At 56.1% G+C, this 22,977-nt stretch carries 21 protein-coding genes; 11 read left to right on the top strand and 10 right to left on the bottom strand.

The window, feature by feature from the left end; translation table 11 throughout:
• Window positions 1–2: 2 nt before the first annotated feature.
• Together kdsA and ABWV33_RS01055 are read left to right on the top strand one after the other, a co-directional pair.
• Window positions 3–836, top strand: a complete 834-nt coding sequence (gene kdsA, locus ABWV33_RS01060) for a 3-deoxy-8-phosphooctulonate synthase (protein ID WP_113821747.1) — start codon at window positions 3–5, stop codon at window positions 834–836.
• A gap of 23 nt (window positions 837–859) precedes the next feature.
• On the top strand, window positions 860–2,356 hold the full coding sequence (locus tag ABWV33_RS01055; RefSeq protein WP_502930886.1) for a phosphomannomutase/phosphoglucomutase: 1,497 nt from the start codon (window positions 860–862) through the stop codon (window positions 2,354–2,356).
• A gap of 63 nt (window positions 2,357–2,419) precedes the next feature.
• On the opposite strand, the gene ABWV33_RS01040 is transcribed toward ABWV33_RS01055, so the two are convergent.
• Window positions 2,420–4,372 carry an AsmA family protein gene (locus ABWV33_RS01040; RefSeq protein ID WP_353328682.1) on the bottom strand — a complete coding sequence of 651 codons (1,953 nt, stop codon included), beginning with the start codon at window positions 4,370–4,372 and terminating at the stop codon, window positions 2,420–2,422.
• Between the two features lie 97 nt (window positions 4,373–4,469).
• Between ABWV33_RS01040 and rimO the strand changes: the two genes are divergently transcribed.
• Both rimO and ABWV33_RS01030 read left to right on the top strand, forming a co-directional pair.
• The gene (gene rimO / locus ABWV33_RS01035; protein ID WP_353328680.1) at window positions 4,470–5,876 is read left to right on the top strand and encodes a 30S ribosomal protein S12 methylthiotransferase RimO; all 1,407 of its coding nucleotides are present in this window, start codon (window positions 4,470–4,472) and stop codon (window positions 5,874–5,876) included.
• Window positions 5,877–5,972: 96 nt separating this feature from the next.
• A complete protein-coding gene (locus ABWV33_RS01030; RefSeq protein ID WP_113821751.1) occupies window positions 5,973–6,110 on the top strand; it encodes an entericidin A/B family lipoprotein in 138 nt (45 codons plus the stop codon).
• Window positions 6,111–6,526: 416 nt separating this feature from the next.
• Here ABWV33_RS01030 and ABWV33_RS01025 read toward each other — a convergent pair whose 3' ends face one another.
• Window positions 6,527–7,351, bottom strand: coding sequence for a hypothetical protein (locus ABWV33_RS01025; protein ID WP_353328678.1), 825 nt, complete (start codon window positions 7,349–7,351; stop codon window positions 6,527–6,529).
• Window positions 7,352–7,629: 278 nt separating this feature from the next.
• Entirely contained in the window at window positions 7,630–9,429 is a 1,800-nt protein-coding gene (lepA, locus tag ABWV33_RS01020; protein WP_353328677.1) for a translation elongation factor 4, read from the bottom strand.
• Between the two features lie 603 nt (window positions 9,430–10,032).
• Between lepA and ABWV33_RS01015 the strand changes: the two genes are divergently transcribed.
• From ABWV33_RS01015 to ABWV33_RS01005, 3 genes are all read left to right on the top strand, one after another.
• The gene (locus ABWV33_RS01015; RefSeq protein WP_353328675.1) at window positions 10,033–10,320 is read left to right on the top strand and encodes a hypothetical protein; all 288 of its coding nucleotides are present in this window, start codon (window positions 10,033–10,035) and stop codon (window positions 10,318–10,320) included.
• Window positions 10,321–10,892: 572 nt separating this feature from the next.
• Window positions 10,893–11,936: a Hint domain-containing protein gene (locus ABWV33_RS01010; protein WP_353328673.1), complete on the top strand. Its 1,044-nt coding sequence runs from the start codon at window positions 10,893–10,895 to the stop codon at window positions 11,934–11,936.
• 52 nt (window positions 11,937–11,988) lie between these two features.
• Window positions 11,989–12,306 carry a hypothetical protein gene (locus ABWV33_RS01005; RefSeq protein ID WP_113821757.1) on the top strand — a complete coding sequence of 106 codons (318 nt, stop codon included), beginning with the start codon at window positions 11,989–11,991 and terminating at the stop codon, window positions 12,304–12,306.
• Window positions 12,307–12,443: 137 nt separating this feature from the next.
• Here ABWV33_RS01005 and hisD read toward each other — a convergent pair whose 3' ends face one another.
• Window positions 12,444–13,748 (bottom strand): histidinol dehydrogenase, encoded by a 1,305-nt coding sequence (gene hisD / locus ABWV33_RS01000; protein ID WP_353328671.1) that lies wholly within the window; start codon window positions 13,746–13,748, stop codon window positions 12,444–12,446.
• A 79-nt stretch (window positions 13,749–13,827) separates the two neighbouring features.
• Here hisD and ABWV33_RS00995 point away from each other — a divergent pair, with 79 nt between their 5' ends.
• Window positions 13,828–14,793, top strand: a complete 966-nt coding sequence (locus ABWV33_RS00995) for a LysR family transcriptional regulator (protein ID WP_113821759.1) — start codon at window positions 13,828–13,830, stop codon at window positions 14,791–14,793.
• Window positions 14,794–14,946: 153 nt separating this feature from the next.
• Here the strand turns inward: ABWV33_RS00995 and ABWV33_RS00990 are convergent, their stop codons facing one another.
• Entirely contained in the window at window positions 14,947–15,393 is a 447-nt protein-coding gene (locus ABWV33_RS00990; protein ID WP_353328669.1) for a low molecular weight protein-tyrosine-phosphatase, read from the bottom strand.
• Between the two features lie 41 nt (window positions 15,394–15,434).
• Here ABWV33_RS00990 and ABWV33_RS00985 point away from each other — a divergent pair, with 41 nt between their 5' ends.
• A complete protein-coding gene (locus tag ABWV33_RS00985) occupies window positions 15,435–16,130 on the top strand; it encodes an NAD-dependent deacylase (RefSeq protein ID WP_353328667.1) in 696 nt (231 codons plus the stop codon).
• Window positions 16,131–16,212: 82 nt separating this feature from the next.
• Here the strand turns inward: ABWV33_RS00985 and ABWV33_RS00980 are convergent, their stop codons facing one another.
• The 4 genes from ABWV33_RS00980 to meaB all read right to left on the bottom strand — a co-directional run bounded on the left by ABWV33_RS00980 (window position 16,213) and on the right by meaB (window position 18,772).
• Complete coding sequence (locus ABWV33_RS00980) at window positions 16,213–16,692, bottom strand: copper chaperone PCu(A)C (RefSeq protein WP_353328665.1); 480 nt, start codon at window positions 16,690–16,692, stop codon at window positions 16,213–16,215.
• 52 nt (window positions 16,693–16,744) lie between these two features.
• On the bottom strand, window positions 16,745–17,182 hold the full coding sequence (locus tag ABWV33_RS00975; protein WP_353328663.1) for a hypothetical protein: 438 nt from the start codon (window positions 17,180–17,182) through the stop codon (window positions 16,745–16,747).
• A gap of 83 nt (window positions 17,183–17,265) precedes the next feature.
• Complete coding sequence (gene rpmB / locus ABWV33_RS00970; protein WP_113821763.1) at window positions 17,266–17,553, bottom strand: 50S ribosomal protein L28; 288 nt, start codon at window positions 17,551–17,553, stop codon at window positions 17,266–17,268.
• 241 nt (window positions 17,554–17,794) lie between these two features.
• Window positions 17,795–18,772 (bottom strand): methylmalonyl Co-A mutase-associated GTPase MeaB, encoded by a 978-nt coding sequence (gene meaB / locus ABWV33_RS00965; protein WP_353328661.1) that lies wholly within the window; start codon window positions 18,770–18,772, stop codon window positions 17,795–17,797.
• Between the two features lie 156 nt (window positions 18,773–18,928).
• On the opposite strand from meaB, the gene hrpB reads away from it, so the two are divergent.
• Window positions 18,929–21,370, top strand: coding sequence for an ATP-dependent helicase HrpB (gene hrpB, locus ABWV33_RS00960; RefSeq protein WP_353328659.1), 2,442 nt, complete (start codon window positions 18,929–18,931; stop codon window positions 21,368–21,370).
• Window positions 21,371–21,389: 19 nt separating this feature from the next.
• Here hrpB and ABWV33_RS00955 read toward each other — a convergent pair whose 3' ends face one another.
• Window positions 21,390–21,983 (bottom strand): TetR/AcrR family transcriptional regulator, encoded by a 594-nt coding sequence (locus tag ABWV33_RS00955; RefSeq protein ID WP_353328657.1) that lies wholly within the window; start codon window positions 21,981–21,983, stop codon window positions 21,390–21,392.
• A gap of 102 nt (window positions 21,984–22,085) precedes the next feature.
• On the opposite strand from ABWV33_RS00955, the gene ABWV33_RS00950 reads away from it, so the two are divergent.
• Complete coding sequence (locus ABWV33_RS00950) at window positions 22,086–22,973, top strand: DMT family transporter (RefSeq protein WP_353328655.1); 888 nt, start codon at window positions 22,086–22,088, stop codon at window positions 22,971–22,973.
• Window positions 22,974–22,977: the final 4 nt, after the last annotated feature.

The raw sequence follows: 22,977 nt of genomic DNA, 5'->3' as shown, positions 1-22,977 counted from the left end.
CCATGAAACATGTCCAAATCGCCGATCTAACCGTCGGAAATGACCGCCCATTGACCATCATCGCTGGCCCCTGCCAACTCGAAAGCGCTGATCATGCGCAGATGATCGCAGGAAAGATGAAAGAAGCCTGCGATGCTGCGGGCGCGCAATATGTCTTCAAGGGGTCTTTTGACAAAGCCAACCGCACCTCCGTCAACGCGGCGCCTGCGCTGGGTCTTGAAAAGGGGTTGGAAGTTCTGCAATCGGTCAAGGACACCATCGGAGTCCCTGTGACAACTGATGTCCACGAAAAGGAGCAATGCGCCCCAGTGGCCGAGGTGTGCGATATCTTGCAGATCCCTGCGTTTTTGTGCCGTCAAACCGCCCTCTTGAAAGCGGCCGGTGCAACAGGTGTGACTGTGAACGTCAAAAAAGGGCAATTTCTCGCGCCTTGGGACATGCAAAATGTCGTGACCAAAATCGAAAGCACCGACAATCACAAAATCATGCTCACTGAACGCGGCGTAAGCTTTGGCTATAACCGTCTGGTTGTCGACATGCAGTCCTTGCCGGAAATGGCGCGCACTGGGTATCCGGTTATCATGGATGCGACCCATACTGTGGCGCAGCCCGGTGGCTTGGGCGGCTCATCTGGCGGTCAGCGAGAATTTGCACCTCTTATGGCGCGCACAGCAGTTGCCGCCGGCGTGGCCGGAGTTTTTATGGAAACCCATCAGGATCCTGACAACGCCCCCTGTGATGGTCCCAACATGATTTACCTGCGTGACATGCCTAATCTGATCAACACCCTGATGGCTTTTGATAAATTGGCCAAGGCCAACCCAATCAAGATCTAATCTAGATTACCGAGAGTTTTGATATGACCAAGCCTATTCCCGAGGTGTCCCCGAACACCTGGTCCTTCTTGCGTGATGCAATGATCAAGCCAACCGGCTTTCGTGAATATGATGCCCGCTGGAAATACCCCGAAGAAATCAACTTGCCGGGCATGACCGCTTTGGGTCTGGGTCTGGGCACGCAGATGCGCAGGCGTGGAATCGAACCTGTAATTGCGGTTGCTAACGACTACCGCGATTACTCCTTGGCCATCAAAAACGCTCTGATCCTAGGCCTCGTGCAGGCGGGTATTCACGTCAAGGATATCGGCCCAGCAGTTTCACCCATGGCCTATTTCAGCCAGTTTCATCTTGATGTACCTGCAGTCGCTATGGTCACCGCCAGCCACAACCCCAATGGGTGGACGGGTGTCAAAATGGGCTTTGATCGCCCCCTGACCCACGGCCCAGATGAAATGTCGGAACTGCGCGATATCGTCCTGAACGGCGAAGGTGTACAACACGCAGGTGGCAGTTATGAATTCGTTGATGGCGTAAAAGAGGCCTACATTGACGATCTGGTTGGCGATTTCAAAATGTCGCGCCCGCTCAAGGTTGTCTGCGCCACAGGCAACGGCACTGCCTCAGCCTTTGGGCCTGAATTGTTCGAACGCATTGGCGTCGAAGTTGTGCCCAGCCATAACGAACTCGACTATACTTTCCCGCATTACAACCCGAACCCCGAAGCCATGGAAATGTTGCACGACATGTCCGTCAGCGTCAAAGCCAGCGGCGCGGACTTTGCGCTTGGATTTGATGGTGACGGCGACCGCTGCGGCGTTGTCGATGACGAAGGCGAAGAGATCTTTGCCGACAAGGTCGGAGTCATCATGGCCCGTGACCTCAGCAAAATTTATCCCAACGCGACCTTTGTTGCGGACGTGAAATCCACCGGTCTTTTTGCTGCGGACCCCGAGCTTCAGAAAAATGGTGTCACTGCGGATTACTGGAAAACTGGGCACAGCCACATGAAGCGGCGTGTCAAAGAAATTGGTGCGCTGGCCGGGTTTGAAAAATCCGGCCACTACTTCCTCGCTGAACCCATCGGGCGCGGCTATGATTGCGGCATGCGCGTCGCGGTCGAGATTTGCAAACTGATGGATCGCAACCCAGACATGAAGATGTCCGATCTGCGCAAGGCATTGCCAAAGACCTGGTCGACCCCAACGATGTCGCCCCACGCGGCTGATACAGAAAAGTACGAGATTCTGGAACGTCTGGTGCAAAAACTAGTCGCAAAACACGAGGCCGGCGATACCTTTGCTGGTCGTGCGATCAAAGAGGTTGTCACCGTAAATGGTGCGCGCGTCATTCTGGACAACGGCAGCTGGGGCTTGGTGCGCGCGTCTTCCAACACACCCAATCTGGTTGTCGTGTGTGAAAGCAGCCAAAGCGAAGCAGAAATGCGTGCCATTTTTGCGGATATCGACGCTGTCATACGGACCGAACCCGGTGTCGGCGACTACGACCAAACAATCTAAATCCACTGTCCAAGTGCAACGCCCAGCATCGCGCTTGGACAGCTTTGATTAGCCTAGGCTTGTTCAGTCAACTCCAAATAGCTTGAACAGACCTTTCTTCGCTTCGTCTTCCAATCGATCCTTGATCAACTCTTCAACATCCTGATCTTCGGTCACCGTCTGATCCAGTTCCTCACCAAGCTTTTCAAACAGCTTCCCCTTGGCCTGATCCTCTGCCTCGTCAATTTGAACGCCTGCTGCGGCTTCGATCACTTGGCTCAGGTCTGGCTTGATCGATGGGTCTGCCCAAGGTCCGACAATACGCACCGGGATCGCTAAGCCTTTCCCCGCATTGGCACGCAAGGCAATCGGTGTGAATACATAATCAATGTCGCGCGCGCCCAAGCCAACACGCCCGGTTCCATCTGCGCGATAGTTATCAAGCTGCAACAACAAATCCTGATTGTGCAGGATGCCATTGGCCATCGAATAAGATCCGCTTAGGCTGTTGAACACCGTGGTGCCTCCACCTGATTGGCCGCTTTCCATCAGACGGTCCAGGTCAAACCCTGAAATGATGCCCCGGCCCATTAGAACGCGACCCTGTCCTGATAACGAATTCATGATCGCATATTCGCTCGCCCCAACGCCCAGAAACTCCAACGAAGCGGTCGCTTTGCCCGATAACCGGTCCACCCCACCCAGCAGCATCAGAGCCTGCTGCATTTCGATGCCTTCGGCGCGAAGCTTTCCTCCAACTGACAATCCGTTGCGATTGTTGGCCACCAACTGCCCGTTCAGGGTTCCCGCAAATACGGAAACAGGGGCCATCTTTAGCACCGCGCGCGATCGATCCACACTCAAGCTCAGATTGGTTGCCCCAAGCGAAATCAGCGGTGTTTTTATCGACCGCGCTGACAGGCTGACAACACCATCGGCCAAAGCCAATCCAGATCCATCTATCGTGTCTTTGGACCATCCTTCAGATGTCTGGCTTGCCCCAGAGGAGCCCTCCTCTTGAGCGGAGGTTGTGACCGCGCTAAAATCCAAGTCGTTCGCAGAAAGCTGTGCTGTAAACCTTGGTTTGCCAGTCAAAACCAGATCCACATCACCGCTCAGTTGATTTTTTCCCAGGCCAAGCTGCATCTTGCGCAATGACAACCGCCCATCACGGGTATAGGTCATCTGCGCCGTGATGTTTGCGGCACGCCCCAACCCTTCGGGCAATGACAGACCAGATTGCCCGACCGCCACCAGCACGCGTTGCGTATCTGATACTATAAGGGAGACCTGACCAGCCGCTTCCCCGAGGTGGCTGATTTGCCCTTCATATTGAACCTCGCCTCCCTCTGTTGCGGCGGTCAACTCCAACCGCGTGATGGCTCCTTGGGAAAACGCGACGAAATCATGCAACCGCACTGTTAAATCAACCGGCTGTGATCCCGGCTGAACACGCAGTTGCAAATCAAAGGGGGCTGTCTCGCTAGGCCAACGTGCCGTCATTTCGACCTGAGACAAATCAAAGGCTGTGCCACCATCGTCCTTATACACAAGGCGCGCATTATGTAGCTTGAGGTTCTCAAGCGTTATCGCAGAAAGCGCGCTGTCCCCGTCGGGGCCCATATTGCTCTGCCTCACGGTACCACCGCTTGGGGTCGCACCAAACTCCCAATTTCGGCGTCCTTGAGATTCCATCAAGCGCAACACCGGATCGTCCGCGATGATGCGTTTCACACGCACTTCGCCCCGCAACAACGCAGGCGCGGCAATGCCGATTGACACTTTTTGCGCGCTGAACATTGGCTCTGGTCCGGCCCAATCCGGATTGCTTATCGTCATAGGTCCGGTTTCCACCCCCAGCACTGGCCACAGGGTCAACCGAACGTCCTCGCTCACGGTCAGTTCACGACCGGTCTGCGCCCGAATTTGATCAGTTACGATTGCTGCTATCCGATCCCCCGGAAGCAACAAAACACCAGCGATCAAGATCCCAACCACAGCCACCAAAATGACCCCGATCCGCATCACCCACTTCATCAACCTGCTCCTTGCCTGCCTTTGCGCCAGTTTTTACAACCCTGCCAGTTGCGCACAACATTTGCACGCGCAGCCGTTCCCTACTATATGCCCGCGTATGAGCACAAATCCTCCCAGCCTTCGCCCCGACCTTGCGCCATCTGCCCGTTTCTCTGATCAGCCCCGCGCTGGCCAGCCCACGATTGGCATGGTTTCTCTTGGATGCCCCAAGGCCCTGGTCGATAGTGAGCGGATTCTGACCCGTTTGCGCGCCGAGGGCTATGGTATTTCGCCTGATTACTCTGGGGCTGACGCAGTCATCGTGAACACTTGCGGGTTTCTGGATTCAGCCAAGGCCGAAAGCCTGGATGCCATTGGCGAGGCGCTTACCGAAAACGGCAAAGTTATCGTGACCGGATGCCTGGGGGCGGAACCCGATTACATTCGCGAACACCACCCCCGCATCTTAGCCGTCACCGGCCCGCATCAATACGAACAGGTGCTGGATGCCGTGCACGGCGCTGTGCCCCCCGACCCGGATCCATTCATCGACCTCCTGCCTGCAAGCGGCGTTAAACTGACCCCGCGCCATTACAGCTATCTCAAGATTTCCGAAGGCTGTAACCACAAATGCAAGTTCTGCATCATCCCCGACATGCGCGGCAAACTGGCCTCGCGTCCGGCCCATGCGGTCTTGCGTGAGGCTGACAAGCTGGTCAGCGCTGGCGTGCGCGAACTGTTGGTGATTTCTCAGGATACGTCCGCCTATGGGCTGGATCGCAAATATGACACCAACCCGTGGAAGGACGGCGAGGTGCGCAGCCACATCACCGACCTGACCCGCGAGTTGGGCAAACTGGGCAACGCCAAGGACTTGTGGGTGCGTCTGCACTATGTCTACCCCTACCCCTCGGTGCGCGAACTGATCCCCCTGATGGCGGACCCGGACAACGCCGTGTTGCCCTATCTGGATATCCCGTTCCAGCACGCCCACCCGGATGTGCTCAAACGCATGGCCCGCCCCGCTGCATCGGCCAAAACACTGGACGAAATCGCTGCTTGGCGCGCAGTCTGTCCCGATATCACCCTGCGCTCGACCTTTATCGTAGGCTACCCAGGTGAGACCGAGGAACAGTTCCAGTATCTGCTGGATTGGATGGACGAGGCCCAATTGGATCGCATCGGCTGCTTCCAGTACGAAAACGTCGATGGCGCGCGTTCGAACGATCTGGACGGACATGTCCCGGCCGAGGTCAAACAGAACCGCTGGGACCGCTTCATGGAGAAAGCACAGACGATTTCCGAGGCCAAGCTGCAAGCCAAGGTCGGCCAGACCATGGATGTGATCATCGACGATATCGACGCTGATGGCATCGCCACTTGCCGCACCAAAGCCGACGCGCCCGAGATCGACGGCAACCTGTTCATTGACGAAGGAACCGAGGGGCTATCCGTCGGCGAAATCGTCACCGTCACTGTGGATGAGGCTGGCGAATATGATCTCTGGGGCGCCCTGCCCGCCTAAGTCATTTGGTCTGGAATTCCGGCGTTCTTGCGAGCGCTGGAAACCAATCTCGTGACCTGCTAAGCCATAAGAAATCGAGCATAACAGGAGACAGATATGACCCGAATGGTAGCGATTGGTTTGACCCTGCTGGCGCTGGCGGGATGTGAGACGGCCAAAGGCGTTGGCAAAGACGTCGGCAAAGCCGGTGACGCAATCAGCGAAGCCGCGACGGATGTTCAGAAAAAGCTCTGAGCCGTGACGACATGGCTGGGGCCCATTTGGGGCCTCGCCACACCCAAAAACCGTCTGCTAGACGGCATAAAAAGCGGCACGGGTGATCCACAGGGATCGCACGGATGGTCACCAAATTTCCCCGACATTTGAACACTCAACAACAAACGCACCCGAAATCCGCAAAGATTGGGTCGGGGATACAGGCGGTAGGGTCGGACTAATGCGCCACGCGAGGACGATTGGATTTAGCGATATGGGTAGATCAATCAACCGCGTCCGAACCGAGGGGCTGGTGCTGAAAGCGCCCGCCCCGTGGGGGCGGTTCGGGCGCCGCACATTCTTTGAATGTGCAATCTCAGCTCGAAGGTTTGAGCGTAGGTAAAGCCGTCGCAAGAGATATCAATAAAGCTAGGGAACACGGATAGCCAGAGAGGTTAACTTAGAAGCTTCGCAACCTCATAACCTTTCTCTAAAACATCCCAAACTGACTCTTGTCCTTTCAGGCGAACGATCAGCTTATGCTTTTCTAGGTCGTTAATAGCATACTGATAGTCTTGCCACTTTCGATCAGTTGCCTTGTCTTTCCTCAGAGTTTTGTTCCCATATTCTATTTCAGCCCCCCCAATGAACTCCTTAATACGTATCTTAGGAAGAGCCCCTTCTGCCGTTACTTGCATCAAAATTTCCTTTGCCAAGGGAGAGATTTCACCACCTACTTTAGCTCCACTCTCTCCAACGGATCCATCTCGTGTAATCACCGCTGGTCGAGTTCGCAGCTCATCAATTTGCTTTTGTAGGTCTTCCGCAATTTCCGGTGGTAGATCTTCGTCCATAACGCGACTATCGAACCGGGCTCTATCCAAAGCCTCTTCTTCAAGCCTTCTGAGGTCATCTGATCGACGCTGTTCTGCAAGTTGCCTTAGTTCGTGTTTCGTTGCCTCTCTCGCCTCCGCAAACTCTAGGTCACGAAGCTTCATTGCGTGCACAGGGCTACTAGTTACCGTGTGAAACCAGTTATTGACGAATGGTGCTCCAAGCACAAAAAGAATGGCGAAACCGATAGGGAGTACATACAGGCTCAAATAATCTGTATTCAAATCGAAATATACAAACTTTGACCGCACTGAAACATTCGAAAACAGTAAGAAGAAGACTGCTTTCCAGTTGAATAACATTCCAAAAATTACGACTGGGCCAAACAGTAAGCTTTTTACCCTCGAACCTACCGCGCCAACCAGTTCTTTAAATTCATTTTCCAAAATAAGTCCCCAAAAACAACCTTGGGGAAATTATACTGGGCGTCGCTCGCCTCGTCTAGCGCCCGACACTGGGTGGGCGCAAAGCGCCCTCCCGGGGGGAGGGTCGGGCGCGGCTTTTGCACAGCAAAAGCTCTGGGGCCACAGGTGCTGCCCTGTCAATCTGATGTTTGCTGAATTCGAGCGGTGCGAAAGGGCGATCGTCGCATAACGCTAGGGTGTGGGCACGCGCATTGCTGCGCAATACGTTGCCGCCCACCCGCCGTGAAAACGGTCGGCTGTTAGCCGTCCATTTTCAGGGCGCTGATAAACGCCTCTTGCGGGATGTCCACTTTCCCGAACTGACGCATCTTTTTCTTACCCTTCTTCTGCTTCTCCAGCAGTTTCTTCTTCCGGGTTGCGTCGCCGCCGTAACATTTCGCGGTCACGTCCTTGCGCATGGCCGATAGGGTCTCGCGCGCGATGACCTTGCCGCCGATGGCCGCTTGGATCGGGATTTTGAACATGTGGCGCGGGATCAGATCCTTGAGCTTTTCCACCATCGCGCGGCCACGCGCCTCGGCGCGGTCGCGGTGCACCATCATCGACAGCGCATCGACGGGTTCGTCGTTCACAAGGATCGACATTTTCACAAGGTTATCCTCGCGATAGCCGGTCAGCTGATAATCGAAAGAGGCATAGCCCTTGGTCACCGATTTCAAACGGTCGTAAAAGTCAAAGACCACCTCGTTCAGCGGCAGGTCATAGACGGCCATGGCGCGGGATCCGGCATAGGTCAGATCCTCTTGGATACCACGGCGGTCCTGACACAGCTTAAGCACATCGCCCAGATACTCATCCGGGACCAGAATGGTCGCTTTGATGCGCGGCTCTTCAAGATGGTCCACATGGGTCAGGTCGGGCATGTCGGCGGGGTTGTGCAGGTCAACCTGCGTGCCGTCGCGCATGTAGATGTGATAGACCACGCTGGGCGCGGTGGTGATCAGGTCGATGTCATACTCGCGCTCAATCCGGTCGCGGATCACTTCGAGGTGCAAGAGGCCCAAGAACCCACAGCGGAAACCAAAGCCCAGCGCGGCCGAGGTCTCCATCTCGAAACTAAACGAGGCGTCGTTAAGCGCCAGTTTGTCGATCGCATCGCGCAGGTCTTCGAATTCGGCGCTATCGACCGGGAACAAACCACAGAACACCACAGGCTGCGCAGGCTTAAATCCCGGCAGCGCGTCTTCGGTGCCTTTTTTCTCGTGCGTGATCGTATCACCCACGCGGGTGTCGCGCACCTGTTTGATCGACGCGGTCAGGAACCCCATCTCGCCGGGGCCAAGTTCGTCAATGGCTTCCATCTGGGGGCGGAACACGCCGATACGATCCACATGATGCGTCGACCCGTTCGACAACATCTTGATCCGCTCACCCTTTTTCAGAACGCCATCCATGATCCGCACCAGAACGATCACGCCCAGATAGGCATCATACCAACTGTCGACCAGCATCGCCTTAAGCGGTGCATCACGAGTACCAGTTGGCGCAGGCAGTTCCTTAACGATTGCCTCAAGCGTTTCGTGGATGCCCTGCCCCGTCTTGGCCGACACCTGAATGGCCCCCGTCGCATCAATGCCGATGACATCTTCGATCTGTTCCGCAACCCGATCACAATCCGAGGCGGGCAAATCGATCTTGTTCAGGATCGGCACGATCTCATGATCCGCATCTAAGGCGTGGTAAACGTTGGCCAACGTCTGCGCCTCAACCCCTTGCGAACTGTCAACAACGAGCAACGAACCTTCAACCGCGCGCATGGAGCGGGAGACCTCGTAAGCGAAATCGACGTGACCGGGGGTGTCGATCAGGTTCAGGACATAATCGTCACCATCGTCCGCCGTATAATCGATGCGCACCGTGTTGGCCTTGATGGTAATGCCGCGCTCGCGCTCGATATCCATGCTGTCCAAAAGCTGGGCTTGCATGTCACGTTCTTTCACCGTGCCCGTCTCTTGGATGAGACGGTCAGCGAGGGTGGATTTGCCATGGTCGATATGCGCGACGATGGAGAAATTGCGGATTTTGGCCAGATCTGTCATGGCATGGGATATGAGTTGGAATCTTGGTGCGGTCAAGCGCACCAATGCGTTGTTAGACGGTTATTTCAGGTAAGGGTGCTTTGGTTTGGCCGATTCCCCCATTTTTCGGCAAGAGAACGAACTTCGGGACTGGTTGACAGACCAGCCACAGGTAACGCACCGCAAATTGGCCATGCTCGGCGCACTGCATATTCTGCCCCTTGCTTTGGAAGAGCCTATTGGTGACTTCGAACCTTCCGCGGATCAATGGACCAAAGCTGACACTCTCGAACATGATCAGAGATGCTTAGCCATATTCCGCGCTACGATCACAGGAACGACCGCAGCGTGGGATAGAAACTCACTGTTTGATCGTGCCTCCAAAGAGGCCCGCGAAAATCTAAGAAAGCTCGAAAAGACAAAAATGCAGTGCTGAGGACAACATCTCAAGCCGCCAGTATTGTTAAGTTTGCGGCATTGGTTAACAGCCCTGACATTCTGAGCCGTGCCCGCTCAGCAAAATTTGCAGCTTTTTCCCTACGGGAGAGTTGGACGCTTTTAAGAGATGTCAGCACAGCTACCGAACGCGAAGAATGGCAAGATGACCCAGAATTGAGATGGGATATGGCTCACAATGTGGAATTGCGAGCCCACCCGCATCAAAGATTGTTCAACGCCTCGTCTCAACCAGCCCAAAGCACTCATGCTTGGGAGAAGTTTTGTGCAGAAACAGGGCGTCAACCTTCTCCGTGGCAATTCTGGCGCGACTGGTACCAAGGTATGCTGAGCAACACCCCAACGGATTGGGATCTGCAATTACAGGTCGCGCTGATAGAAGATGCGATTTGGGATGCCGGGCCAGAAGCGGTAGCGGCAGAGATCGCGCACATCAAACAAAAAATTGAACTTTAAAAAGAAATTTCAGAACTGAAAGCCCAACTACACTGGGTATCCTCCACACCAGGCCACGCGCTCATTGGTGATAATCGCGGTCCACCACTAGACGCTGAAATTTCGAAGACCATCCAAAAAGAATTTGTTCTCGTTTGGGACGAACTCATAACTGCAGAAGAAGAACTTGCGAAGCCTGCCCCAGAACCATCAATATTATCTCGCATAGCAAAGACTCTTTGGGAAATTTCACTACGACTGGCCAAGTACTTTGGTCAAAAATTGGATGTGGCTTTGACTGAAGCTGCCAAGGCAGCGGGAAAAGCAGGCGGCTTAGCTGTGGTAACCGTTCCACTCACGACACAGAATGAAGGTATTCGATCTGTCGCAAAGGCAATCCGGGCATTTGTGAAAACTCTATTAGGTAGCTGACTTTGCAGAAGCGATAAAACAAAATCTAGCTATAGCAAATCATCCCAAGCAACTCTTCGCGCATTGGTAAACCGTTCCTTAATCTCGCCCCATTTAGACTGTAACATGTGAGTCCTTGAAGGGACTCGCGCAGCAAGACGCGGGCAAGGCATAGGCAGTTCATGGCGCGGTTTTCGATTTTTATGCTGGGTGAATCCCAGATCACTGTCTCTGGCGGTCAACAGCTGGACGGGGTGACACAGGGCGATGGTTCGCATCTGGTGGGTCAGACCCTCACCCTGAATTCCAACGCCTGGACCGAAGTCGAAATCCGGGACAACGACACCAATTTCAGCGACAATGACAGCAATCAACGGTTGGATGGATCGCAAAACATTGACGGCACCACCTATGGCAACAACACACGTGTCGAAGCTGAGTATGGGCTAACCGTGGCGGACGGCACCAGTTTCTGGCAAATGGTTGGCTTCAACGTCAACAACTCCTCCCCCTCTTACGCCACAATCGAAGGTTTGGCTTTTGTCGGTGACCCCGGTGACTTCCCCCCGGTCGGCACCCCGCTGACTGTAGTTGACGCACAGGAAGGGCCAAGTTTCAGCGCCGATGACTATGTCACCCCAATCTGCTTTACACGCGGGACATGGATCAAGACCGCCACGGATATTCAGCGCATCGAAAAGATAAAGGTCGGTGATCTGATCTGGACTCTCGATCATGGTTCTCAACCGGTGAAATGGATCGGATCGCGCAGCGTCATTGCGGCAGGTCGCTTTGCCCCTGTCGAAATCCCAAATGGAATATTGGGGGCTGATTCCCCTGTTCAGGTCTCTCAGCAGCACCGCCTGTTGATTTCAGACCCTGCAGCTGAATTGCAGTATGGAACTACCCAGGTGTTCAGCCCAGCTATAGCACTAGTTGATGCAGGGCTGGCACGTATCGTCCCGGCAAAAACGGTTGAGTATTTTCATATCCTTCTGGAAAACCATGATATTATCAAAGCAAACGGGGTCGCATCTGAATCCCTCTACATTACCCAAAGCGCGCATGGGGATGATCCAGATGCCCTGTTTTTCCCCGAACTGAACACTGAAACCCACCCCCAGCACCGCTTGGCGCGCCCAACCCTTCGGCGACAAGAAGCCTGCGCATTGCTGTATGAATTAACCAAGATTGATCGAGCAATACCCTTACGCCATAGTGCGTGAGCGTCCCAATGGGGCATCAGACCCCTAATGACCAAAAGAAACGAGGCAAGACATGAAGCTTTTTATGACAATCGCGCTCTGCGCTGGGTCTTTGGTGGCGCTGGCCCCAGCCCCTGCCGAGGCCGCATCCGGCACCATCAATCGCGCGTGCCGCGCCTCTGATAGGCCTGCAGCATCGCGCGAACTCTGCGGCTGTATCCAACGGGTCGCAAACAAATCCCTGTCTCGCACGGAACGTCGCAAAGTCGCGAAATGGTTCGCCGACCCCCATCAGGCACAACAGATCCGCATGTCGGACCGCAGCAGCGACGAACAACTGTGGCTGCGCTACAAAGCCTTCGGCCAAAAGGTTCACGCGACCTGTCGGTAAAGAGAGCCCTGCAGAGATTTGTGAAAAAGCCAGTCATACTGGCTTTTTTCATGCGCCATTCATGAATTCCTGCACAACCAAACATGACAGCACTGGTAGATGACCTGACGCATACCAGAAATCCGTCAGGCTATAGATTAGGCCTCGCTAGCGGCCAGTTTCAACGCAGGTTGCAGCTTGTCCAACCGGATATCTGCTGTCCGCGCGTGGCCTTCCATCCCTTCAGCCCGCGAAATCGCAGCTGTGGACCGAGCCAAGTCCGGCAGAGCTTCCTCGCTCACACGCTGCCAAGTCACGGTTCTAAGGAACTTGTGCACAGACAAGCCGCCCGTGTATCGCGCGGCGCCGGACGTTGGCAATACATGGTTCGGCCCAGACGCCTTATCCCCGAACGCGACTGTGGTGTTTTCCCCAAGGAACAACGATCCATAGGCATTCAACCGCAGGCGCCACCACTCCAAATCAGCAGCCTGCACATGCAAATGCTCAGGCGCATATTTATCAGCGATCTGCGCCACCTCTTCGCGATCCGAACACAACATCACTTCGCCCAGTGAATCCCACGCCGCCTGCGCGCTGGATCGATTGGGCTCGGGCAATTCTGCGATACAACCGGGGATATGAGCCAATACCGCATCCGCCAGTGCCCGACTGTCCGTCGCCAGCCAAACAGGTGAATTGTACCCATGCTCGGCTTGTCCAATCAGATCCCAAGCCACAGTGAACGGATCGGCTGTAGCATCCGCCAACACCATCGAATCCGTAGGACCCGCAAACATATCAATCCCAACCGGCCCAAAAAGCTGGCGTTTGGCCTCGGCCACAAACTGGTTACCCGGCCCCACCAGAATATCAGCGGGCGCACATCCAAACAGCCCCTGCGCCATGGCCGCGACCCCTTGAACACCGCCAAGTGCAAGAATGCGATCCGCACCTGCAAGTGACATTGCGTACAAGATGGCAGCATGCACCCCACGCCCCGGACGAGGAGGAGAACACGCCGTGATGTTTGGCACACCGGCCGCCCGCGCTGTGGTGATCGTCATCAGCGCAGATGCAATATGCGCATACCGACCTCCGGGCACATAGGCCCCAGCGGCACTCAACGGAATCTGACGCTGTCCCGCAATCAATCCAGGGCGCAGCTCAATTTCAAAATCTTGTGCTGACAACCGCTGCGCATCTGCAAACCGACGGATGTTGTCATGGGCATATTTGATTTCGGCCTTCAGCGCGTCAGGCACACCACGCGATGCTTCTTCCACCTGATCTGGGGAGACCACGATATCCCCCTCCCAGCCGTCCAGCTTGGTCGTGTATTCGCGCACGGCGTCTTCTCCACCTTCTTTCATACGGGCCAACATGACCTGCACAATATCGGATGTGTCGCCTCCGGATTGGGGTGGCAAACCGGGGGCGGATTTCAAAAATTCAACGGGCATAGGCGATATCCAGTCTGTTTCAAGCTTGACCTAAGAGAAGAGTAGTTTCACAAAAGTCAAAACTACGGAGGGGATCAACATGTTGATGAAGGGTGTGACCCTGCGCGGGTTGGAGGTTTTCGAAGCCTTGGCAAAAACGGGCTCTGTGGCGCAGGCTTCGGACTTGACGGGCCTCAGCCAGCCAGCTGTCAGCCAACAGTTGCGTAATCTTGAAAAGGCGCTGGGGACCGATTTGGTCGACCACGGCAAACGCCCGATGAAGGTCACCCCCGCGGGACGCTCGTTTTTGGCGCGTACGGAAACCGTGCTCAGCGAACTGCGGCTGGCACAGAGCGAACTGACCGTCATGGACCTGACCCATCTCAGCACGTTGTCGATCGGCCTGATCGATGATTTCGACAACGACCTGACCCCACGATTGGTGACGGTGCTTGCCGATAGCCTGACCAAATGCCGCTTCAAACTGATCACCGCACCCAGCCATGAAATCAGCGAAGCGATGCAGGCACAGCGCCTGCACATCGCTGTTGCTGCCAGCACCGGTGAAATGCTCGAGGGCGTGATCGAATACCCGCTGGTCCGCGACCCGTTTATGCTGGTCACGCCCAAGGGTTTTGTACCCGATGGGGCGGATGTTATGGCGACCCTGCAAAACTTGCCTTTGTTGCGTTATGCCCGCGAGCAACTGATCAGCCGTCAGATCGAAGGGCACCTTGCGCGTCAAAAGCTGGATTTTGAGGAACGCTTTGAAATCGGTTCGCATCTGGCGTTGATTGCCATGGTGGCCCGGCGTGTGGGATGGACGATCACCACACCGTTGGGCTACATGCGCGCGGCGCGGTTCCACGATCAAATCGACGCCTTTCCACTGCCAATCGCGTCGTTCTCGCGTACCATTTCGCTGTTTGCAGGCGCGGATTGGGCGGACCGCGTGCCGCGCGACGTGGCGCAAACCATGCGCCAGCTGGTTCAGCGACAGATGATCGACCCAGCCCTGACCCAGCTGCCTTGGCTTTCGGGCCAATTGCGCGTCATCGATGCCTGAGATCAGGCTTGGGTACGATACAGACTGAAAAGCCGGTAAGATCATTTATAAGGGGTTCCCTGTAGCTGTCTGATGTATCAGCCAGCCATCCCCCTTTCAGGCAAGTGCCCGCATCAGAGTTTTATCAACAGAATTCAGTAGTTTTCGATTTTCTTAAATCAGCTCTGCTTTCAATCCCTGTGCTGCCTGTTCGATCAAATTCAAGACCCCATCAAAATCACGGGTATAATACGGATCGGGTACGTGGTTCACGCCCGCGCCCGGTGCGTAATCCGTGAACAAGCGAACCGGCGTCTGACTACCCGCAGGGCGCATTGCCTCGATATTGGCAGTGTTCTCGGAATCCATACCGATGATCAGATCAAAACGCACAAAATCCGCTTTTACAAACTGACGCGCTCTCAGCCTGCTCAAATCATAGCCCCGCGCCTGTGCCGCCCGTTGCATGGGACCATAGGGCGCCTCACCCACATGCCACCCTCCGGTTCCTGCACTGTCAATCGTCCCGTCCGGCATGAGCACGCGAAAAACACCCTCAGCCGCCGGGGAGCGACAGATATTCCCGAGACAAACAAATAGAATTCTGGGCACTGTGGACATAGGTTTCTCCTTTGGCAGCTATGTAAACGATGAGGTCGAGAATGGAAAAGATCGTGATTTTAACCGGAGCCGGAGTTTCCGCCGAAAGCGGGTTGGGTACCTTCCGGGACGAAGGCGGGTTGTGGTCTCAACACAGGATCGAAGATGTCGCAACTCCCGAAGGGTTCGCCCGCGACCCCGCTCTGGTTCACGGGTTCTACAACGCGCGACGCGCCCAGGCCGCCCAAGCCACGCCCAACGCCGCACATCATGCCTTGGCACGATTGCAACGCATCTTTCCGGGCGAAGTGATTGTTATCACTCAGAATGTGGACGGGCTGCATGAAGCTGCCGGAAGCCAAGCCGTCATGCACATGCACGGCATTTTGTCAGGCGCACTCTGTAGCAATTGCGACCACCGCTGGCCTGCTCCCTTGGAGATGCATGTGGCTGAACCCTGCCCCGCCTGCCATGCCCCAACCGTACGTCCTGACATCGTCTGGTTCGGTGAAATGCCCTATGGAATGGATGACATTTATGACCACCTCTCACACGCGACGCTGTTTGCGGCCATCGGCACCTCTGGCCAAGTCTATCCCGCCGCCGCGTTTGTACACGAAGCCATCGCCGCCGGTGCCAAAACCGTCGAATTGAATCTAGAACCCTCTGCTGTGGTCTCAAACTTTGATGAAACCCACTTTGGCCCCGCCAGCGACATCGTCCCTGCCTGGGTAGAACGCCTTTTGCGCGCCCCGTGACGCAACAAGGCCGGGCTACAAAGCCCGGCCTTCGCCCGAACGAGGGCTGCCGCTGGTGGCCAGAGGCCGGTCGCGCGCGCCCTTAGTTTTTGTGCGTGCCGTGGCTCATGCCACCTTCAGCGGGTTTGCGCTCCAGATCCACAGGGATCTCAACCTTCACTTCACCAGCCTTTTCAAACACCAATGTTACCGGGATCATCTTACCCTGCACAAACGGCTGGTTGAGCCCCATGAACATCACGTGATCACCACCGCGTTTGAGCGGATGCATTTCACCGGCAGGAATGGCAAAGCCCTCTTCGACGTGCAGCATCTGCATCACGCCATCACCATTTTCCTTGTGCGTGTGCAACTCGACCCGCTTGGCCACATCTGATGTGGCATTGATCAGACGATCGTTTTCTGCGCCATGGTTCATGATCATCATAAACGCAGCACCCGTTTTGGCGTTTTTACCAGCTGAGCGGGCATAGGCATCTTTCACCATAACATCCGCAGCAAAGGCTGATGTCGTCAAGCCAAGGGTTGCAACAGCGGTGAACAGGATGGATTTGAAAGACATCACGTCTCTCCTTTTTTGATCTAACAGTTTGAAAATATTGTTCTTCGAAAGCTTAGATCAAAGCGGGTGGCGCTCGAGCCGAGGCACGCAAAACAACCGCTGTTGGCACTTGTGCGTAGCCTTTGGCCCCATTCACTGACATTCCAGCAGGCCCGCGCGGAGCCGTAATATCCGCGACGCCAAGGGCGCTCAGCAACGTCAGCGCAAAATCAGGGCAGTAATGTGGCGCTTGCGTCGGTTGCCCATCGGCATCCACATAGACCATCACCGGACCAGTGCCGGTGCAAATCTCCATCTGCCCCTGCGCCATGGACACACCACGGCTTTGCGCAAGGCCCTGTGCCGTCAGGGCCAAAACCATCGACAGCATCACTGCCAGATATATGCGTACAACTGTCTTCATTTCAGGATCGGTATGATCCTGTTTATACGCAGCTTCAAGGGCAAAGCCCGCCCTGCTGCGGATCGCCGCGCCACCCCGGAAACGCACCGGCCCTCAACGGCATCCCACAAACGAAAACAGCCCCGCATCTTACGATGCAGAGCCGTTAGAATTCGGATCGTGAGATCAGATCAGGCTGCGGCTTGCGCCTTAGCGATCTCTTTCTTCACTTTCAAAGCGCCTGTGGACAGCTCTTCGTCTTTGGCTTTTGCCAAGAACGCGTCCAGACCACCACGGTGATCAACAGAGCGCAGAGCAGCTGCAGAAATCTTCAGCTTGACGCCACGGCCCAATGTTTCGGACTGCAGGGTAACGTCATTTAGGTTAGGCAGAAACCGACGACGGGTTCTGTTTTTAGCATGGCTGACATTGTTGCCAGTCATCGGGCCTTTTCCGGTCAGTTCGCAACGGCGCGACATGGGTTCATCCTTCGTATCTGGTGGCAACGGGCAGCCCGGTGCCAAATCACTCTGGGTGCGGCCAAAGGCGACACCCGAAAACTGGTTGAATGCTAGTAGGAGGAATCGCCGGGATGGTCAAGACAAGTGTCACGGAATCTTTGTCTTTCCCTGTGGCTAAGGACGTTTTGTCCAACCTAACACCTCCAAGGCCCCGCTGATCAGCTTATCACACCTCAAAATCGGGCAGAGATTCGCCCCTTTAGATGGCGTTCAACTGCTCCAACATCTTTTGCGCCGCCGCCGCAGGACCGATCCCCCCCTGCGCAACATCCCCGCCAAGTTGATCCATCGTCGCCCGTGCCTCTGGCGTGTTCAATTTCGCCAGCAAAGCCTGACGTACTTCTTGGTCAAACCAATACCTGGCCTGATTGGCGCGCCCCGACTCCCAAAACCCATTCTCCCGGCGCCACTTGGTCAACGCTTGCATCTCTTCCCACGCTACCGACAGACCATCTTCCTGCAATGCCGAAACCATCATTGCCTTTGGGTAGCCCTCCGGATCCTGTGGCCGTTTGCGCAACAGGCGCAATGCACCGGAATAATCCGCACAGGTGCGCATCGCAGCATGCTTTAGATCTCCGTCTGCTTTGTTCACCAGAATAAGGTCTGCCATCTCCATGATGCCGCGCTTAACACCTTGCAGCTCATCCCCGCCCGCAGGGGCGAGCAGCAACAGAAACAGATCAGACATTTCCGCCACCACGGTTTCAGATTGCCCAACGCCCACCGTTTCAATCAGCACCACATCAAAATCCGCCGCCTCGCACAAGGCCACCGCCTCACGGGTGCGACGTGCCACCCCCCCCAGGTGGGTCTGGCTGGGCGACGGGCGAATAAACGCATTGCGATCCCGCGACAGGCGTTCCATCCGCGTCTTATCCCCCAAGATGGACCCACCCGAGCGCGAGGAGCTCGGATCAACCGCCAAAACTGCGACCCGTAACCCCTGTGCCGTCAACATCAGGCCAAAGCTTTCGATAAACGTGGACTTGCCAACGCCAGGTGTCCCAGACAACCCAATGCGCAAGGCTTGGCGTTTCGCCTCGGCAAGATACTCCAACAACTCAGACGCTTGGGCCCGGTGATCACTGCGCTGGCTTTCCACCAATGTGATCGAGCGCGCCAACGCGCGCCGCTCCCCCGCCAGAACTCTCTCTCCGAGCTGTTTGATATCCATTGGCCGCCCTCTTAAAAACTGGGCGCCAATTGACGGGGCGGAATGCGATTTGTCCAGTCCCAATGACGGATCAACCTGCGTTGTGATGTCTCTACCCCGCCTGCGTTCCATGATCCGGAGCTAGACCTCAGGCTTTGCTTTGGCGATAAGGCAGACATGACTAAATTACCCATCGAAGACGCCCTGCCCGACCTGATCGACGCCCTGCGCACCCGGGGGCGCGCCGTTTTGCAGGCCCCACCCGGGGCAGGTAAGACAACACGCGTGCCGCTCGCCATGCTCGAGGCCGGTCTGACAGACGGCAAGATCATCATGCTAGAACCCCGCCGCCTTGCTGCGCGTGCCGCCGCCGAACGTATGGCCGAAACGCTGGGGGAAACGCCGGGACAAACCGTGGGCTACCGGGTGCGCGGCGACGCCAAGGTCTCCAAAACCACCAAAATCGAAGTTGTGACCGAAGGCATCCTGACCCGGATGTTGCAATCAGACCCCGATCTACCCGGCATCGGCGCGGTGATCTTTGATGAATTTCACGAACGGTCTCTGAACGCCGACTTTGGGCTGGCCTTGTGTCTAGAAGTGGCCGAGGCCCTGCGCGACGACCTGATCCTGATGGCCATGTCCGCCACGTTGGATGCGGGGCCTGTCGGAGTTTTGATGAATGCCCCGCTAATCACCTCCGAAGGGCGTAGCTTTCCGGTCGAAACCCGCTGGCTTGATCGACCTCTTGGCCCCAAAGCCCGCCGAACCGATGCTCTAGTCGATCTCGTGCTTCAAGCAGACCGCGACACCCGCGCCATGGGCGGCGGGATATTGGTGTTCCTCCCGGGCGAAGGTGAAATCCGACGCGCCGAAGGCGCACTCAAGGGGCGTTTATCCGGTGATTGTGTGGTGCGTCCACTGTTTGGGGCTATGCCATTTGCCGATCAACGCGCCGCCATTGCACCGCTCAAATCGGGACGCAAGGTGGTACTGGCCACGTCAATCGCGGAAACCTCACTTACGATTCAGGACATCCGAGTCGTGGTCGACATGGGCCAAGCCAGGCGCGCTCGGTTCGACCCCGGCGCAGGTATGTCCCGATTAGTTACCGAGCGTGTTACCCGCGCCGAAGCCACCCAACGCGCCGGTCGGGCTGGCCGTGTCTCTGATGGGGTCTGTTACCGTCTCTGGACCAAAGGTGAAGAAGGGGCCCTGATGGCCTTCCCGCCAGCTGAAATTGAAGCCGCCGATTTGACCGGCTTGGCACTGGAACTGGCGCTTTGGGGGGCCGATGCCAATGACCTCGCCTTTCTGACACCCCCACCCGGTGGCGCATTGGCCGAGGCGCGTACGCTCTTGCACATGCTCGGGGCGCTGGATGCCAAAGGACAGATCACCAAACACGGCCGCGCACTCAGCGCCCTGCCCCTGCACCCCCGCTTGGGTCATATGCTGGTCACCGCCAGCAACGAGGCCGCCCCCCTTGCCGCCCTGATGGCCGAACGCGATCCGTTGCGCGGGGCACCCTCTGATCTGACGCTGCGACTTGAGGCAATGCGCGATGCCAAAGCGTTCCAACGCAACCGCCCGTATCAGGTAAATTATGGCGTGCTGGATCGCATCAAGGGCGAGACCAAGCGCCTGCGCGGACGCGGCACCGGACACAGAATGAGCCCCGCCGCCATGGCCGCCCTAGCCTACCCTGACCGCATCGGGCAACGGCGCAAAGGCGATGTGCCACGCTTTGTCCTGTCCGGTGGCAAAGGCGCGGTTCTCGCCCCCGAAGACACCTTGGCCAGCGCCCCCTATCTGGTTGCCATCGACACCGACGGGAACCCCCGCGAAGCCCGCATTCGGATGGCTGTCCAAATCTCCGAAGGTGAAATCAGGGATCTGTTCGAGGATCAGATCAAATGGGTCGATGTCTGCGAATGGTCCAAGCGCGAACGTCGTGTGATTGCCCGTCAACAACAGCGGTTCGGATCGATTACGCTTGAGGATCGGATCTGGAAAGACGTTCCCGCAGACCGCGTTGCCGAGGCGATGTTGGACGGGGTGCGCGATTTGGGCCTGCGTCTGGACGGAGCCGCCGCCCGTTTGGCGGCGCGGGTTGAACTGGTCCGGGCCGAAGGCGCAGACCTGCCCGATTTCTCAAACGCTGGGCTTATCGCCTCTCTTGAGGATTGGCTTTTGCCCATGTTCACAGGCGTAAAAACCGCCGAAGGATGGAAACGCTTTGATCTGCTCCCCGCCTTGCGCAACGCTCTCAGTTGGGCGCAAACCCAAGAATTAGACAAACAAGCACCGGGCCACTTCGTTACCCCCTTGGGGCGAAAAGTGCCAATTGATTACGGCAGCGAGGTTCCCGAAATCCTTGTCCGTCTGCAAGAAATGTTTGGTGTGACCCGACACCCAACAGTTGGGGGCGTGCCGCTAAAAGTGACGCTGTTGTCCCCCGCCCAGCGCCCGATACAGATCACCCGGGATCTGCCGGGATTTTGGGCCGGTTCCTATGCGGACGTTCGCAAAGACATGAAGGCTCAATATCCGCGTCACCCTTGGCCCGAAGATCCAACCCAAGCCGACCCAACCGTGCGCGCCAAACCGCGCCGCTAATACCGGCAGCAGCGTGCGATCACCCCTTTTGGGCAAGGCCCAGCAACAGCAGGTCAGTCGCTGCGGTCACATGATCGCGCATCTCTTGTTCCGTTGGGCGTTCCTGTCCCAACAACGCCTTATCTCGAAACGCCAAAAGCATCGCGAGCCACAACCGAACGGGCTGCTCTGAATCCTGCACTCCTAACCGATCCGCAAAAAACATCGCAAGGGTCGCGCCGGTTTCGTTTGGCCCCACTTGAAAAAAGCTCTCGATCATTTCGGAGGCTTTGCCGCTTTCCGCGATCAGCAACCTGAAAGTCTCCAGGTGATCTTGAGTCAAATGCGCTTGGGCAAACGCCAAAGCGAATCTGCGCAGGCCATCTTCGGCATTTGGGTCTTCCAAATGATCCAAAAAATTCTCACCGGCGCTATTCCCCATGAAACGCAGCGTCGCCTGAAACAGCTCAGTCTTTGACGGAAAATATCTATAGACGGTCTGCTTCGTCACTTGGGCCTGATCTGCAATTTTCCCCATGTTCGCAGATGCATAGCCCTCGGCCAAAAACTGCTGTTTGGCTGCCGCCAAAATTGCCCGACGCTTTTGCTCTTTGTTTTGTTCAATCTTTCCCACGCTATATCACCCCGCAAATCACACCACTAAGTATGATTTTATTGACTCCTGCGCAAGTAGAGTTAAATCATACCAACAAGTATGACTATTTAGGAAAGCACCATGTCTGACATCTCCGCCTCCCAACTCGCGCACAAAAATCTGCGCACATCGGGTATCCTCATCGCGCTGCTCGGCGCCATTTTGATGAGCTTTGACCCCATTTTCATACGTTTCTCAGGCGTCAGCGGTTTTGACACCGCTTTTCTCTTTGGGTTGTTCACCGCGATTTCGATGCCGTTTTTCATCCAACTCCGGGACAAACGCGGATTGATCGGCACCCTCAAAGCAAGTGGCTGGCCCGTACTAGTGTCCGGTATCCTTATGTTGGGCAGCGCAACGGCGTTGGTGCTCAGCATCAAAAACACATCCATTGCCAACACATTTGTGATCCTCAGCATTTCCCCTGCTCTGGCCGCTGTGTTTAGCCGTCTTTTTCTGGGTGAAGTCACACGGCGCGCAACTTGGATTGCCATCGCATCCGTCATGATTGGCATAAGCGTGGTGGTGTCCGGGTCGCTTGGGTCAGGCAATCTTTACGGGGACGCCTTGGCCTTTGGAGCGGTCACCTGCCTGTCCCTCAACCAAACACTTTTGCGGAAATACCAATACGTCAGCCGCATGGCGAGCGTGGGCATGGGGGGCTTGTTCCTTGCCATCGTCATGTTCGCTTTTGCCGCACCTTCGACATTCAGCCTTAGCACTTGGGTTATCATGGGGCTGATGGGCCTGTTCACCGCCCCCTTTGGCCGCGTGATGTCGCAAGTCGCAACCCGATACATCACCGCCCCCGAAGTCGGCATGATCCTGATGATGGAGGCCGTGTTCGCCCCCCTGTTCGCCTTTGGCTTCTTTGGCGAAGTCCCACCTCAAACCAGCTTCATTGGTGGGGCCATCATCCTAGTGACTATCCTTGCCTACGCCTTGACCTCTAACCGCACCCAAAATTGAGATC

It is taken from the genome of Phaeobacter sp. NW0010-22 (genome assembly GCF_040365955.1).
Classification (GTDB): domain Bacteria; phylum Pseudomonadota; class Alphaproteobacteria; order Rhodobacterales; family Rhodobacteraceae; genus OMPR01.
This window is presented reverse-complemented; position numbering and strand designations above follow the sequence as displayed.